This window comes from Neorhizobium sp. 05N33 (assembly GCF_056397445.1).
Genome location: NZ_JBFTNK010000005.1, coordinates 30,845 through 45,179, shown reverse-complemented (window position 1 = coordinate 45,179; position 14,335 = coordinate 30,845). Strand labels below are relative to the sequence as shown.

10 protein-coding genes are annotated in these 14,335 nt (G+C 61.8%); 6 read left to right on the top strand and 4 right to left on the bottom strand.

What is annotated here, in order from left to right; genetic code table 11:
- Positions 1-27 precede the first annotated feature (27 nt).
- Complete coding sequence (locus AC1DLT_RS15110) at positions 28-537, top strand: MarR family winged helix-turn-helix transcriptional regulator (protein ID WP_038549831.1); 510 nt, start codon at positions 28-30, stop codon at positions 535-537.
- Between the two features lie 5 nt (positions 538-542).
- On the opposite strand, the gene AC1DLT_RS15105 is transcribed toward AC1DLT_RS15110, so the two are convergent.
- From AC1DLT_RS15105 to AC1DLT_RS15090, 4 genes are all read right to left on the bottom strand, one after another.
- Positions 543-1,913 (bottom strand): AcvB/VirJ family lysyl-phosphatidylglycerol hydrolase, encoded by a 1,371-nt coding sequence (locus tag AC1DLT_RS15105; RefSeq protein WP_247136799.1) that lies wholly within the window; start codon positions 1,911-1,913, stop codon positions 543-545.
- Positions 1,910-4,492 (bottom strand): bifunctional lysylphosphatidylglycerol flippase/synthetase MprF, encoded by a 2,583-nt coding sequence (mprF, locus tag AC1DLT_RS15100; protein WP_477487279.1) that lies wholly within the window; start codon positions 4,490-4,492, stop codon positions 1,910-1,912. Before mprF ends, AC1DLT_RS15105 begins: the two co-directional genes overlap by 4 nt.
- A gap of 101 nt (positions 4,493-4,593) precedes the next feature.
- Positions 4,594-6,141 carry an indolepyruvate oxidoreductase subunit beta family protein gene (locus AC1DLT_RS15095; RefSeq protein ID WP_477487278.1) on the bottom strand — a complete coding sequence of 516 codons (1,548 nt, stop codon included), beginning with the start codon at positions 6,139-6,141 and terminating at the stop codon, positions 4,594-4,596.
- A gap of 3 nt (positions 6,142-6,144) precedes the next feature.
- Positions 6,145-8,301 carry a thiamine pyrophosphate-dependent enzyme gene (locus tag AC1DLT_RS15090; RefSeq protein ID WP_477487277.1) on the bottom strand — a complete coding sequence of 719 codons (2,157 nt, stop codon included), beginning with the start codon at positions 8,299-8,301 and terminating at the stop codon, positions 6,145-6,147.
- A gap of 297 nt (positions 8,302-8,598) precedes the next feature.
- On the opposite strand from AC1DLT_RS15090, the gene AC1DLT_RS15085 reads away from it, so the two are divergent.
- Genes AC1DLT_RS15085 through AC1DLT_RS15065 form a run of 5 tightly spaced genes read left to right on the top strand, consistent with a single transcriptional unit; the run spans position 8,599 to position 14,334 of the window.
- Positions 8,599-10,944, top strand: coding sequence for a bifunctional salicylyl-CoA 5-hydroxylase/oxidoreductase (locus tag AC1DLT_RS15085; RefSeq protein ID WP_477487276.1), 2,346 nt, complete (start codon positions 8,599-8,601; stop codon positions 10,942-10,944).
- Positions 10,945-10,954: 10 nt separating this feature from the next.
- A complete protein-coding gene (locus AC1DLT_RS15080; protein WP_477487275.1) occupies positions 10,955-11,767 on the top strand; it encodes an SDR family NAD(P)-dependent oxidoreductase in 813 nt (270 codons plus the stop codon).
- A 43-nt stretch (positions 11,768-11,810) separates the two neighbouring features.
- Complete coding sequence (locus AC1DLT_RS15075; RefSeq protein WP_477487274.1) at positions 11,811-12,257, top strand: cupin domain-containing protein; 447 nt, start codon at positions 11,811-11,813, stop codon at positions 12,255-12,257.
- A gap of 59 nt (positions 12,258-12,316) precedes the next feature.
- A complete protein-coding gene (locus tag AC1DLT_RS15070) occupies positions 12,317-13,159 on the top strand; it encodes an enoyl-CoA hydratase family protein (protein ID WP_477487273.1) in 843 nt (280 codons plus the stop codon).
- Positions 13,159-14,334, top strand: a complete 1,176-nt coding sequence (locus AC1DLT_RS15065) for an acyl-CoA dehydrogenase family protein (protein ID WP_477487272.1) — start codon at positions 13,159-13,161, stop codon at positions 14,332-14,334. Before AC1DLT_RS15070 ends, AC1DLT_RS15065 begins: the two co-directional genes overlap by 1 nt.
- The last annotated feature ends 1 nt before the right edge of the window (position 14,335 follow it).

Here is a 14,335-nt window from a genome sequence, read left to right as displayed (position 1 = left end):
CGACGTGGTCTAGGAGACATGGATTTCATGGCGGAACGGTTTTCAGGTGTGGTGCTGCGCTGGCATCAGGAGGGTGATCAGGAAAATCGGCCGACCATGGGCGAGATCGGCCTCAACCATTTCGCACCCTACCTGATGAACCGCATCATCTCCCGCTGGAATTCCAACATGGCGGAGGAGTTGCGCGAATACGACTTGTCGACGGCCAAGATGCGCACGCTTGCGGTCCTCAGCGTCTCTGCGTCGCTCACCATCAACGAGCTTTCCGTCTTCGCCGTCATCGAGCAATCGACCATGAGCCGCACGCTCGATTCCCTCGAAGACCAGGGTTACATTCGCCGCACGCCGCGCGCCGAGGACATGCGCATCCGTGATGTGACGATCACCGAGGAAGGCCGTGCCGCCTTTGGGCGCTTCTGGCCGACCATGTATGATTCATTGCTGCGGATGTTCGACGGCATCGACGAGGAAGAATACCGCGCCTTCACGGGCACGCTGCACAAGATCCTCCTCAACATCCGCAAGCACGAGATCTGACCGGTCTATTTCGAAAGCCGGGTCTGCAGGCTGTCGCGGATGCGTTTGCCGAGCGCCTGGTAGTTCTCGTCGAAATGATGTCCGCCCTCGATCGGCACCACCTCGACGCCTTTGGTCTTCAACGTCGGGCAGGGATCGTCGTCCTCATCGGTGCCGTAGACGCATTGGATGAGCTTCGGATCGATCCTGACGATGTCGGTCATCGGATCGCCTCCCTTTCCGTCGCTTGCGACGCCGAGCCACCCGGTCACGGAAATTTCGTAATCCACCTTGTTCGACAGGCCGAGCAGCGTGATCTGCTTCACTCGCACCCGGTCTGCTGCCGGCAGGAGGTTGTAGGCGGCTGGCAGCACATCGGCGCCAAACGAATAGCCGACCAGCAAGACGTTCTGAACGTCCCATTGCCGGCGATAATATTCGATGATCTTCGCCAGATCGTCCGCAGTCGCCTGCGGCGTGCGTTCGGACCAGAAATATCGCAGCGAATCCAGCCCTATCGTCGGGATTCCCTGCGATTGCAGATAACCTCCCACTTCGCTGTCGAGGTCGCGCCACCCGCCATCGCCGGAGAAGATCACCGCCATCGTGTTCATCGCCGGCTTGGCTTGAAGCACGTTCAGCGGCAGGTCGAGCGGCTGGCTTGTACGGCCGGTAGCCGCGATGCGTGCGGCAAGCGCCTGCGAGAGCGCCACATCGGAGGTCTCGCCCGAATTGCTGAGCTCGACCTCGGGATGATCTTGTTTCAGGCGAAGGCCATGTGCCTTGCCGGCTGCATCGGCTGTAGCGGTGGAAATGATCGTCACCGCGGCCGGCAGAGCACCGTCGTCAAAACCATAAACGATGCGATCGCCGATTTTCTGCTTGGAGGCCGGCGTGCAGAGTTCCTTCGCAAGCGGGATGCCTGCCAGCGGATCGACGGCAATGGCCTCGTCGATCGTCGCATTCGGGCTCTGGGAAATCATCGCAAGCGCCAAGGCGCCGCCCTCGCCGATGCCGGCGACGATCGGGTGACGATATTGCGGATTGCCGATCCGCCGCTGCACCTGCTGCGAGACGTCCTCGATATCGGAAACCATATAGATGCATTCGCCGTCGTCGGCGCCGAGCGACTTGATATAGGAGGGGAAATCGATGCCGACCACGGCCGCACCGGCGGCAAGCAGCTTCTGCGCCTCGGTATCCTCCCGAGCCCCCCAACCCTGCCCGCCGGAAATCAGGAAAACGATGCCTTCGAGCTCGCTGCCATTGTTCGGCACGAGGATACGCGGCTGCGGGATCAGGCCTGTATGATAGTCCTGCTGATCCTGGGCGGCGACCGGCAAGGCGCCACACAGCAGAGCGGCAAGCGCGACAAAAAAAGAACGCAGAAACATCATTTACCAACCACTCCTCTCAAGCCGCCGCCGATCAGGAGCGTTGCGTCCATCATCACGATGGCGGGGCTGACACCCCCTGCCACAGCGAGGTAACGCGGCTCCCAGGCGGGATGGAACTTCGACTTGAAGGCTTTCAACCCTTTGAAATTGTAGAACCGTTCGCCATGCTCGAAAACAACGCTGCCGATCCGGTCCCAGGCGAGCGCAGCCTCGCGTGTGGACATGCCGGACAGCGGAGCCATGCCGAGATTGAAATGTCTATAACCGGCATCGCGAAGATATTCCATGATCTTCACGAACAGGAAATCCATCGAGCCTTTCGGCGCATCCGGCATAAAGCGCATCAAGTCGACGGTACCTTCTTGCTTCGTATCGGTGAGCGACAGCGTCGCGAAAGCGACGATGCGGCCGTCCTTCCTGAGGATCGCGACCGGCTGGGCGCTTACATAATCATCCCGGAAAGCTCCGAGCGAAAAAGTCTTCTCACGGGTATTGTGATCTTCCAGCCAGGCATCCGACACGCACCGGAGTTCTTCGACATGCGCCATCACGTCCGGCTGCTCGATGACGGAAAACTCCAGCCCTTCGCGTGCACCCTTGTTGACGGCTTGGCGAAGCCCGGCCAGCCGACTGCCCTTGAGGTCGAAGCGGGACAGGTCGACGATCGCCAATTCACCGAGCTTGAAGGCCCTCAGCCCAGCATCGGCGCAATGAGAAAGAAGGCCGGGCGAAATCTGATAGAGCACGGCGCGACCACCCTGGGCGCGAGCTTCCTCGACGAAACGCCAAACGAGATCCGCCATCTCCTCCTGCGGTCCGACCGGATCGAAAAGCGCAATCCAGGAGCGCCCCTGGATGCCGTACATGAGGAAGGCATTGCCGCTCTCGGAGAACATCAGCCGCTTGTCGCCCATCCGCACAAGGTTGGCGTCCGCATTGTCGTGAGCCATGACGAGCCGGATTGCCCGCTCCAGATCGTCCGCTGTGGACAGAGCCGAACGTCTGGCCGCCGGCCGCAAAAGACTGAACAGGGAGATTGTGGCCGCGAAAATCGCAAGGCCAAGGACTGCGCGCAAGCCGCGCGGCGCTTCCTCGGAAAATTCGAACTGCCACCAGAGTTCGCGGCTGTAGTCCACTTCGCGATAGACGAAAAGCAGTACCGTGATCGCTGCGGCGACGACGATGAGCATGGCGGCGATCCAGCTCGGCGACAGCACCTGCCCGAACAGCGATGCCCGGCGCTTGAACTGCCGGGCGCTGAGGAACAGGCCGATCAGCAGGATAACCAGGAACGATGCCTCGAAAAGCGCGAGCGCCCGCATGAAGGCCAAAACCAGTGCCAAGGCGGTGCAGACCATGGCGGCCCACCACGCACCGTCCAGCCGCTGGCCAATGCCGCGCGCCGTGATGAACAGCAGCAGGCCTAGAATGCTGGAAAGGAAATGCGCGCCTTCGAACACCGGCAGCGGCAGGTAGTTTCCGAGGAAATTGATATCGAAATCCGGTGTCGGCGTCACGCTCGAGAAGATCAGCATTGCGCCGGCGATCATCGAGAACGTCGCCAGAAGCGGCGGCGCGAGACGGAATTCGAGCTTGCGAAGCGTCGAGGCAACGGGATGATGGGCTAGCTGGCGAACTTCGATGCCAATCACCATCAGCGTGGCGATGAGCAGCGGCAGGACGTGATAGATAACGCGGTAGAGAACGAGACTGCCGAGCACTTCGTCAAGGCTGACCCGATTGCCGAGTGCCGCTACGATCACCGTCTCGAAGACGCCGAGACCGGCTGGCACATGGCTGAGGACACCCAGGCCCACGGCGGTCGCATAGATCGCCAGGAAGGATGGCCAGCCAATTTCCGTCTGCGGCAGGAGCACGTAGAGAACCGAGGCCGAGGCGGCGATGTCGAGCGCGGTGATCAGGAACTGCTGTGAGGACGTGCGGCTATCCGGCAGACGGATGCTCAAGCTTCCGACCGAGACCGTTCGTCCGTCCCGCCCGAGGATCAGAACCGCAGTGAGCACGATAATGATCACGATTGCACCGGCGCGCACCCAATCACCGTCGATATCGAGGAGGGCGCCGATCCTCGGCGCGGTGACCAGCGATGCGAGCGCCGTGACCGCCAGAAGCCCGATGCCGAAGGCAAGTGTCACGAATGCGATGACGCGACCGATATCGTCCGGCGAAAGCCCCAGGCGCGAATAGGCGCGGAACCGGATGGCCCCGCCGCTGAGCGCTCCAAAACCGGCCGTGTTGCCGACCGCGTAAGCACTGAAGGCCGTTATCGCGACAGGCACGAACGGCAAGGAACGGCCGATATAGGTAATCGCGTTCACGTCGTATCCGACCAGTGCCGCGAAGCTCAGGGCCGTGAAGAAAACCGCAAGGCCGATCGAGGATAAACGCGTGTTGGCGAGCGCCTCGATAACATCGTCATAGCTGACCTCGGTCGTGAGGTTGTAGATTGCAAAAGTCGTGAACGCGAAAACCGCCAGCGCCGCAACAGCGATGAGGTAAGGACGGTACGTCTCAAGAATGTCTCGAAAGCGACTTGGCTGACGATCCGTGGATTCCATGTGGGCTGCCGGTACTTGCAAAAACTGGGTGTCTAGACTTCGGTCAGATACGCAGCAAAAGCAACGGGATCGCGGCTATAATGTGTCTTTATCCTTAAAACCTAAAGCGTAGAGACCGTCTTCAACGCGCCGTCGAGAGCAATGCCGCTTTCGTCCAGAAGAGCCGCCTGGCGCAGGCGCTTCATCCAGGCAGCACCGTCTTCGCGGTCCGCCAAGGTCGTCAGCGCCGACATCACCCGGTCGAACTTCGAAAGCCCACGCGCATGGGTGTCGGAATAACCCTTCACCAGGCGGCGGTTGTTGATCACCTCGACCGCGAGATCGTAATTTCTCGGAAGAAGCGACATCGCGGTATTGAGCCAGGCCTCACGGTGTTCGGTCTCGCGCAAGTGCCGGAGCGTGCCACGGCGGGTGCGCCGCAACGCTGCCAGCGTATAAAGCGTCAGGAACCAGAAGAGCGTGCCGGTCTGCACGCGACGGCCCTTGTTGATGCGGCGATCGAGCCAGGCAAAGACCTTCGGGCGGTTTTCGACCCAGAGACCGAGCCGCTTCGGCATGGTTCCCACGACCTCTTCCATGCGCGGATGCATGTATTCGGTCATGTAGAGGATTTGGTCCTGCTTGACGCCGACCTCCCTGGCGACCCGATTGAAGCGGGTGCCACGGGTCTTGAGGTCCGCGACGCGGATGACATCGTCATAGGCCATGGCGACGGCGACGTATTTCGCCGACTGGACGGTGAAAGCATAATCGTGCTCGCCGCCGCCATTGGCACGATCGAGGGCATGAAGTTTGCCAACCCGATCAAGATATTCACCGGCATAGGCCGGATCCTGGAAATCCGTGAGCTTCTTGACGCCTGCAAACAGCAGCGGCCAGGCGACCTCCGGAAATTCTGCGCGCATGCGATGGACGAGACGATCGAGATCCGGATGGCCAGCGGTTTCCGGCATCGTATCGAAACGCTTCGGCGCCATCGCGACCACTTCGTCGCGCGGCTTGGCTTTCGCCCGCTCGTAGGCGGCATTGAAAGCCCTGAGGCTGGGTTCGATGCCCTTGCCGCCGCCGCGAATTATCGCCTCGAAGGCTTCCTTCGGGAAGGGCAGCACGTCGGCTGCCGCAAGTGCGCCGAACATCGAGGCGGAAATCACGCTGCCGTTTTTCGTCGCCAGCGTATCCATGTCGAAGGCGATGGTGCGTTTGGCGGCGAAATCGGTCGCGCCGACCACCACGGTCGGATCGCCGATGCCATCGCCCGGCCTCTCCTTCTCGCCGACGGCGAAAGAACGGTGCGTCGAGGCGATCAGCGTGGTCTTGTCCGGCGTCACCAGACCGCGCAGCACGGAGCGTCCGGCTTCCATCAGCTCGGCGGCCAGCACGACATCCACATCGCCCGGAGTCGGCATCAGCGAGAAGATCGGCGACACACCGTCGCGGGCGGGCAACATCTCGATGTAATAGATCGTCGCGCCGGTGCGCTGGGCAACGCCCGGCACCGAGGTCGACTGCGCCATCCAGCCCTGCTCCTCGGCAAGGCCGACGATCCAATCGGCCAGCACGCCGCCGCCCTGGCCGCCCATGGCCATGATCGCCAGCGTCAGCGGCTTGTCGGAAGCATGGAGCGTCTTGAGGTTCACGGTCTCGTTCATCGATCAAACCTCTGCAAAAACGACGCGGCCGGCGGCACGGCGGGCCTGCAGCCAGCCGATCACCGAGCTACGGAATTTCGAGAGGAACTTGTCCCAGCCGGTCGGATTGTGGATGATATCGGCGCGATAGAACGACGGACAGAGAACGGCGGCTTCCGAAACCTCACCGCAATTGCCGCAGCCGACGCAGCTGTTGTCGATCGCCGCGACCGGATCGTCCTTTAGCGGATCATCCGTGTGCTTCACCGACAGCGACGGACAACCAGAGAGCCGGATGCAGGCGTGATCCCCGGTGCAGACGTCCTCGTCCACCCCGAAGCGCTCCTTCACCATGCGCTTGCCGTCCTTGACCGCCTGATTGAACTGCGGCTTCACGCGGCGCTGCTTGTTCAGCATGCATTCGGAAGAGGCGACGATGATCTTCGGGCCTTTTTCCTTGCTCGTCAGCGCTTCCTTCAGCGTGTCGCGCATCTTGGCGACGTCATAGGTGCGGTCGATCTGGCGCACCCAGGTGGCCCCGATGCCCTTCACCGCATTGACGATCGAATTGTTGGTCTTGCGGTTCGGATTGATAGCCCGTGACGACAGGATGTCCTGCCCGCCGGTCGCCGCCGAATAGAAATTGTCGACGACAAGGATGACGCCGTCCTGCTTGTTGAACACCGCATTGCCGACCGAGGTCGCAAGGCCGTTGTGCCAGAAACCGCCATCGCCCATGACCGCGATCGAGCGCTTGTCGGCCTCGACATTGAAGGCGGAGGCGGAAGCCGGGCCGAGGCCATAACCCATCGTCGTGCCGCCGATATTGAAGGGCGGCAGGATCGAGAACAGGTGACAGCCGATATCCGCCGAGACGTGGTGTTCGCCGAGTTCCTTTTCGACCAGCTTCATGGCCGCAAAGATCGGCCGCTCCGGACAGCCGGTGCAGAAGCCGGCGGGACGCTGTGGCACGACTTCGGCCAGCGCCTTCACCTTCGGATCGTTGAGGACATCGCTCGGATCCGGCACCGGCGGCTGGTTGCCGAGCAGCAGGCGATCGTACATCTCGATGAAGGTCTTCAGCCCCTTCATCATGACAGGCGCGGTATATTCACCGCCAAGCGGGAGAATGTCCTTGCCGTGCAGGCGGGTCTGGATATCGCGGCGGCGCATCAGCGTGTGGAGCGACTGCTCGACATATTCCGGCGCGCCTTCTTCCACCATGATCACGGCCTTCTTGCCGAGACAGAAATCGACCACTTCGTCGTCGATCGTCGGATAGGCGACGTTCATCACATAGATCGGCACCGAGGAATTGCCGTAGACATCGGCGAGACCCAGCTGCTGCAGGCCGCGCATGACGCCGTTGTAGAGACCGCCGAGCGTGATGATGCCGATCTCGCCTTCGTCAGGGCCGAAATACTCGTTGAGCTTCTTTTCCTTGATGAAGTTGACGGCCGCCGGCCAACGGCGCTCCAGCTTGTCCTTGTCCTGCGCAAAATTCGCCGGCGGCAGGACGATGCGGTTGACGTCGCGGATCGGGTTTTCCAGCGCCTGCCGAAGCGTGAATTTTGGCCGCTGGTTATCCTTGGCGACGAACTGGCCGTGCACGTGACAGGCGCGGATGCGCACCTCCAGCATGACCGGCGTATTCGACGCCTCCGACAGCTGGAAGCCATCCTCGACCGCCTGGACCATCGACGGCAGGTTCGGCCGCGGGTCGAGAAGCCACATCTGCGATTTCATCGCGAACGCATGGCTGCGCTCCTGCATGATCGAAGAGCCTTCGCCGAAATCCTCGCCGAGGATGATCAGCGCACCGCCGTTGACGCCGCCGGAAGAAAGGTTGGAGAGCGCGTCCGACGCGACATTGGTGCCGGCAGTCGATTTCCAGGTTACCGCGCCACGCACCGGATACATCACCGAGGCAGACAACATCGCTGCCGCTGCGGCTTCAGAAGCCGAGGTCTCGAAATGGACCCCGAGATCCTCCATGATGTCCTTGGCGTCGGCAAGCACGTCCATCAGATGCGAGATCGGAGAGCCCTGGTAACCGCCGACATAGGAAACGCCGGATTGCAGCAGCGCCTTGGTGATGGCGAGAATGCCTTCCCCACGAAAAATCTCGCCTTCTCCAAGCTTGAGATCCTCGACTTCGCGCGCAAAAGATCGCTCGGCCATGGCAGTTCCTCTTCGCCTTGTCGGCTTCAATCCATAATCATTTGCAAAAGCATATTTTCGGCGCCGGCCATTTGTCAATTCACAAATGCCGGCGGAACGGCAAGTCTTGCTTCATTCGAACATCGAGCAGGACAGAGGAGCGCGCAACAGGGGTCATTATATATGCTAATGCATATTATTTGGCCGATCCAGCATGAAAACTGCCGGAGCCGCCGCAAATCCGCTTGACGGGTCGATCAAACGCCATATAGTTTAAACTTAAAATAATGAGCGACTGAACATCAGGAGGACTTGGATATGCGCATCGTCTGTATCGGTGGCGGCCCGGCCGGTCTCTATTTCGCGCTCCTGATGAAGAAGCTGCATCCCGAGCATTCCATTTCCGTCGTCGAACGCAACAAGCCCTACGACACGTTCGGCTGGGGCGTCGTCTTCTCCGACGCCACCATGGTATCGATGAAGGCCTGGGACCCGGAAAGTGCGGCCGAAATCGAGGATGCCTTCAATCACTGGGACGATATCGAGCTGCTGTTCAAGGGCACACGCCAGCGCACCTCCGGCCACGGCTTTGTTGGCATCGGCCGCAAGAAGCTCTTGAACATCCTGCAGCGCCGCTGCGAGGCGCTCGGCGTCGAGCTTGTTTTTGAAACCGATTCCAATGGCGATGTCGATTATCCGGATGCGGACCTGATCATTGCCTCGGACGGCTTCAACTCGAAGATCCGCAACCGTTATCCGGAGGTCTTCGAACCGGACCTCGTCGTGCGTCCGAACCGCTATATCTGGCTCGGCACAAACAAGCTGTTCGACGCCTTCACCTTCGACTTCCGCAAGACGGATCATGGCTGGTTCCAGGCGCATATCTACAAGTTCGACGACAAGACCTCGACCTTCATCGTCGAAACGACGGAAGAAGCTTACGAAAAGCACGGCCTTGGTCAGATGGACCAGCAGGGCTCGATCGATTTCTGCCAGGACCTGTTCTCGGAAGTCCTCGAAGGCTCCGAGCTGATGACCAATGCCCGGCATCTGCGCGGCAGCGCCTGGCTGAACTTCAACCGCCTGATCTGCGGCAAGTGGAGCCATTTCAACGGCAACTCGCATGTCGTGCTGATGGGTGATGCCGCCCATACCGCCCATTTCGCCATCGGTTCCGGCACCAAGCTCGCGATCGACGATGCGATCGAGCTCAGCAACCAGTTCAACAAGCTCGGCCATTCCAAGGACAAGATCCCGGAAGTCCTCGAAACCTATGAGGAAATCCGCCGCGTCGACGTCGCCCGCATCCAGAATGCCGCCCGCAACGCCATGGAATGGTTCGAAGTGGTCGGCCAGCGTTATGCCGATACGCTGGAGCCGGAACAGTTCATGTATTCCATGCTGACGCGCTCGCAACGTATCAGCCACGAGAATCTCCGGCTGCGCGACCCAAAATGGCTGGAAGGTTACGAGCGCTGGTTCGCCAGGAAAAACGGCATCGAGGTGACCGGCAACGGCCGCACCCTGCCGCCGATGTTCACGCCCTATTCGCTGCGCGAAACCCATCTGCCGAACCGCATCGTCATGTCGCCGATGGCCATGTATTCTGCCAGGGACGGGCTGCTGGACGATTTCCATCTGGTCCACCTCGGCTCCCGCGCGCTCGGCGGTGCCGGCCTCGTGTTTGGGGAAATGACCTGCGTCTCGCCGGATGCCCGCATCACTCCCGGCTGCCTCGGCCTCTGGAACGAAGAACAGGCGGCCGCCTGGAAACGCTTCGTCACCTTCGTCCATGACAATTCCGCCGCCAAGGTCGGCATCCAGCTGGGACACGCCGGCCGCAAGGGTTCGACCAAGGTCGCCTGGGAAGGCATCGACCAGCCGGTCGAAGAAGGTGGCTGGCCGCTGATCTCCGCTTCGGCACTCCCCTACCTCAAGACCAGCCAGGTTCCCAAGGCGATGGACCGCGCCGACATGGATCGTGTCATCGCCGACCATGTGCGCTCCGCAAAGTTCGCGGCAGAAGCCGGCGCCGACTGGTTGGAACTTCACTGCGCCCACGGTTATCTTCTGTCGAGCTTCCTGTCGCCGCTCACCAACATCCGCACCGACGAATACGGCGGCAGCCACGAGAACCGCGCGCGTTATCCGCTGGAAGTCTTCAAGGCGATCCGCGACGTCTGGCCGCACAACAAGCCGATTTCCGTGCGTCTCTCCTGCCATGACTGGTTCGAGGGCGGAAACACGCCCGAAGACGCGGCGATCTACGCGCAGATGTTCAAGGATGCCGGTGCCGACCTCATCGACTGCTCGTCCGGCCAGGTGTGGAAGGAAGAAAAGCCGGTCTATGGCCGCCTTTTCCAGACACCGTTCTCCGACAAGATCCGCAACGAAATCGGTATCCCGACCATCGCCGTCGGCGCGATTTCGGAGGCCGATCATGCGAACTCGATCATTGCCGCCGGCCGCGCCGATCTCTGCGCCGTCGCCCGTCCGCACCTCGCGGATCCGGCCTGGGTTCTTCACGAGGCGGCCAAGATCGGCTTGACGGATATTCCCTGGCCGAAACAGTATTATTCCGGCAAGGCGCAGTACGAAACCAACCTCGCGCGTGCTGCGGCCGCCGTTGCCCCTCCGTCTGTCGGCCCGGCGGCTGCGAAATAAGGATCGCGTCATGAGCGAAGCGCCCTCTGCTAGACTTGCCAGCGCCAATCTTGCCAACCGTCACGCCCTCGTCACCGGCGCGGGCTCGGGCATCGGCGCGGCAATCGCGACGACGCTGGTGGAAGCCGGTGCGCTGGTCACCCTCGCCGGCCGACGAGCCGAACCTCTGGAGGCACTTGCCGCAACGCTTGGCAGGGACAAGGTCTGCGTCGCGGCCGGTTTCGACGTCACCGACGAGATCGCCATCGGCGCCGGCCTGAAGACGGCACGAGCCGCGTTCGGTCCTGTCGATATCCTCGTCAACAATGCCGGCGAGGGCCCGAGCGCGCCCTTTGAAAAAACCTCGCTGGAGATGTGGAACCGCGTCATGTCGGTGGACCTCACCGGCGTATTTCTCGTGACTCAGGCCGTACTGCCGGATCTCAAGGCTTTTGGGTCAGGCGCCCGCATCATCAACATCGCCTCGACTGCGGGGCTCACCGGCTACGCCTATGTTTCGGCCTACGTGGCCGCCAAACATGGCGTCGTCGGCCTCACCCGTTCGCTGGCGCTCGAGCTTGCGAGGACCGGCATCACCGTCAACGCCGTCTGCCCCGGCTTTACCGATACGCCTCTGATCGCCCGTTCGATCAAGACGATCGTAGCCAAGACCGGACGGACGGAAGAGCAGGCGCAACAGGAATTTACCAGGAGCAACCCGCAGGGGCGGCTGGTGAAGCCGGAGGAAGTCGCAGACACGGTTCTGTGGCTGGCATCGCCCGGAGCGGCGTCGATCAACGGACAGGCAATCGCGGTTGCCGGGGGAGAAGTCATGTCAGGCTAATCGGCCTCGGCATGAACCAGGAAACGAAAACCGGGAGATCAGGATGAAACTGGAAAAGGGCATAACCGAGAATGGTAGCGGATATAACGGCACCAGCTGGAATATCCTCGGCCAGGTCTATTTCCCGAAGGCGGTCTGCGGCGACACCTTCGCCTTTGAAACCAACAGCCTGCCGGGGCAGTTCGTGCCTGTGCACGTCCACCCGACCCAGGACGAATTCATCCTCGTGCAGGAGGGCGAACTCGATCTGAAGCTCGACGGCCAGTGGGTCAAGGCGAAGGCCGGAGATCTGGTGCGCATGCCGCGCGGCATCCCTCATGGTTACTTCAACAAGTCCGACAAGCCGTGCCGGGCACTCTTCTGGGTCTCTCCGGCCCGCAAGCTCCGACAACTTTTCGAAGAGCTGCACGAAATGACCGACGTGGAGGAGATCGTGAAGGTTTCCGCCGCGCACGAGGTGGATTTCCTGCCACCCTCCGCCAACGACTGACGCGGGAGAGGTCCTGCCGCCCGGAAAGGGACGGTCGATGAAAAGGAGAGGAGACGAACATGAGTGACGTGATGAAGGACATGAAGCGCAGTTTTCGCGACTACCAGCCGAAACATTTCCTCTGGGAAGTGAGCGAAAACGGCCGCGTCGGGACGGTTCGCCTCAATCGTCCGGAGCGCAAGAACCCGCTGACCTTCGAAAGTTATGCGGAATTGCGCGATCTTTTTCGCGACCTCGTTTACGCCTCCGATATCCGCTCGATCGTCCTGACCGGCGCCGGCGGCAATTTCTCCTCCGGCGGCGACGTCTTCGAAATCATCGAGCCGCTGACCCATATGGCGATGCCGGACCTGCTCGCCTTCACCCGCATGACCGGCGATCTCGTCAAGGCGATGAAGAAATGCCCGCAGCCGATCGTCGCTGCCGTCGACGGCATCTGCATGGGTGCTGGCGCGATCCTCGCCATGGCTTCCGACATCCGGCTGGCAACGCCCGAAGCCAAGACCGCCTTCCTCTTCACCCGCGTCGGCCTTGCCGGAGCCGACATGGGGGCCTGCGGGATCCTGCCGCGCATCATCGGCCAGGGCCGTGCCGCCGAACTTCTGTTCACCGGCCGCACGATGAACGCCCGCGAAGGCGAAGCCTGGGGCTTCTTCAATACCATCCATCCTGGTGACGTTATCGAGGAAGAGGCCGTCAAGCTCGCGCATTCGCTGGCCGACGGCCCGTGGTTCGCACACACGATGACCAAGACCATGCTGAACCAGGAATGGGCGATGGGCATCGAAGAGATGATCGAATCGGAAGCCCAGGCCCAGGCGATCTGCATGGCGACCAAGGACTTCCGCCGCGCCTTCGAGGCTTTTGCCGAAAAGCGCAAGCCGGTCTTCGAGGGCGACTGATGGCCAATCCCACGACCCTCAAAGGACCGGCACGCGATTTCCTCGACTGGCCTTTCTTCGACGACAGCCACAAGGCGCTCGCCGAAAAACTGGATGCCTTCGCCGCCTCCGGCGCGCTCAGCCATGTCGATCATTCGGATACGGACAACGCCTGCCGCGCGATCGTCAAAGCGCTCGGAAACGCCGGCCTTCTCGACGCGGCGACCGGCGCCGGCGGCAGCCAGCCGATCGACAGCCGCGCCGCCTGCCTGACCCGCGAAACGCTCGCCTGGCATGACGGCCTTACCGACTTCGCCTTCGCCATGCAGGGCCTCGGCACCGGCGCGATCGGCCTTTCCGGTTCTGAAGAGCTTCGCCGAACCGTCCTGCCGAAAGCGCAGTCCGGCGAATGGATTTCGGCCTTCGCGCTGTCGGAAAAGGAAGCCGGTTCGGATGTCGCCGCCATGGCCTGCGCTGCCCGAAAGGACGGCGACCACTATATCCTCGACGGCGAAAAGACCTGGATCTCCAATGGCGGCATTGCCGATGTCTACACCGTTTTTGTTCGCACCGGCGAGGCACCCGGCACGCGCGGCATTTCCGCTTTCGTCGTTTTCGCCGACGATCCGGGCTTCTCGATCGCCGAGCGCATCGATGTGATCGCCCCGCATCCGCTGGCGACGATCCGCTTCGAAAACTGCCGCATCCCGGCTTCGCGGCTGCTGGGGGCACCGGGTGAAGGCTTCAAGATCGCCATGCGGACCCTGGACATTTTCCGGGCCTCCGTCGCCGCAGCCGCTCTCGGTTTCGCCAAGCGGGCGCTGGATGAGGCGCTCGCCTATGCCAAGGCGCGGCCGATGTTCGGCAATCACCTGTCCGATCTGCAACTGACGCAGGCCGCGTTCGGCGACATGGCCGCACAGATCGATGCCGGCGCACTGCTGACATACCGGGCCGCCTGGCGCCGCGACGTGCAGGGCCTGCCGACCACCAAGGAGGCCGCGATGGCCAAGATGGTCGCGACGGAGAACGCCCAAAGCGTCATCGACCGGGCGGTTCAGATCTTTGGCGGCCGCGGCGTGAAGAGCGGCGAGATCACCGAGAGCCTCTACCGGGAGATCCGGGCGCTGCGCATCTATGAAGGCGCGACCGAGGTCCAGAAGCTCATCATCGCCCGTGAACTGTTGAAGGCGTGAG

Bases quoted from the DNA above. Each gene is read 5' to 3' on its own strand.
- AC1DLT_RS15110 (WP_038549831.1), top strand. From the start codon at position 28: ATGGCGGAACGGTTTTCAGGTGTGGTGCTGCGCTGGCATCAGGAGGGT.
- AC1DLT_RS15105 (WP_247136799.1), bottom strand. From the start codon at position 1,913: ATGATGTTTCTGCGTTCTTTTTTTGTCGCGCTTGCCGCTCTGCTGTGT.
- mprF (WP_477487279.1), bottom strand. From the start codon at position 4,492: ATGGAATCCACGGATCGTCAGCCAAGTCGCTTTCGAGACATTCTTGAG.
- AC1DLT_RS15095 (WP_477487278.1), bottom strand. From the start codon at position 6,141: ATGAACGAGACCGTGAACCTCAAGACGCTCCATGCTTCCGACAAGCCG.
- AC1DLT_RS15090 (WP_477487277.1), bottom strand. From the start codon at position 8,301: ATGGCCGAGCGATCTTTTGCGCGCGAAGTCGAGGATCTCAAGCTTGGA.
- AC1DLT_RS15085 (WP_477487276.1), top strand. From the start codon at position 8,599: ATGCGCATCGTCTGTATCGGTGGCGGCCCGGCCGGTCTCTATTTCGCG.
- AC1DLT_RS15080 (WP_477487275.1), top strand. From the start codon at position 10,955: ATGAGCGAAGCGCCCTCTGCTAGACTTGCCAGCGCCAATCTTGCCAAC.
- AC1DLT_RS15075 (WP_477487274.1), top strand. From the start codon at position 11,811: ATGAAACTGGAAAAGGGCATAACCGAGAATGGTAGCGGATATAACGGC.
- AC1DLT_RS15070 (WP_477487273.1), top strand. From the start codon at position 12,317: ATGAGTGACGTGATGAAGGACATGAAGCGCAGTTTTCGCGACTACCAG.
- AC1DLT_RS15065 (WP_477487272.1), top strand. From the start codon at position 13,159: ATGGCCAATCCCACGACCCTCAAAGGACCGGCACGCGATTTCCTCGAC.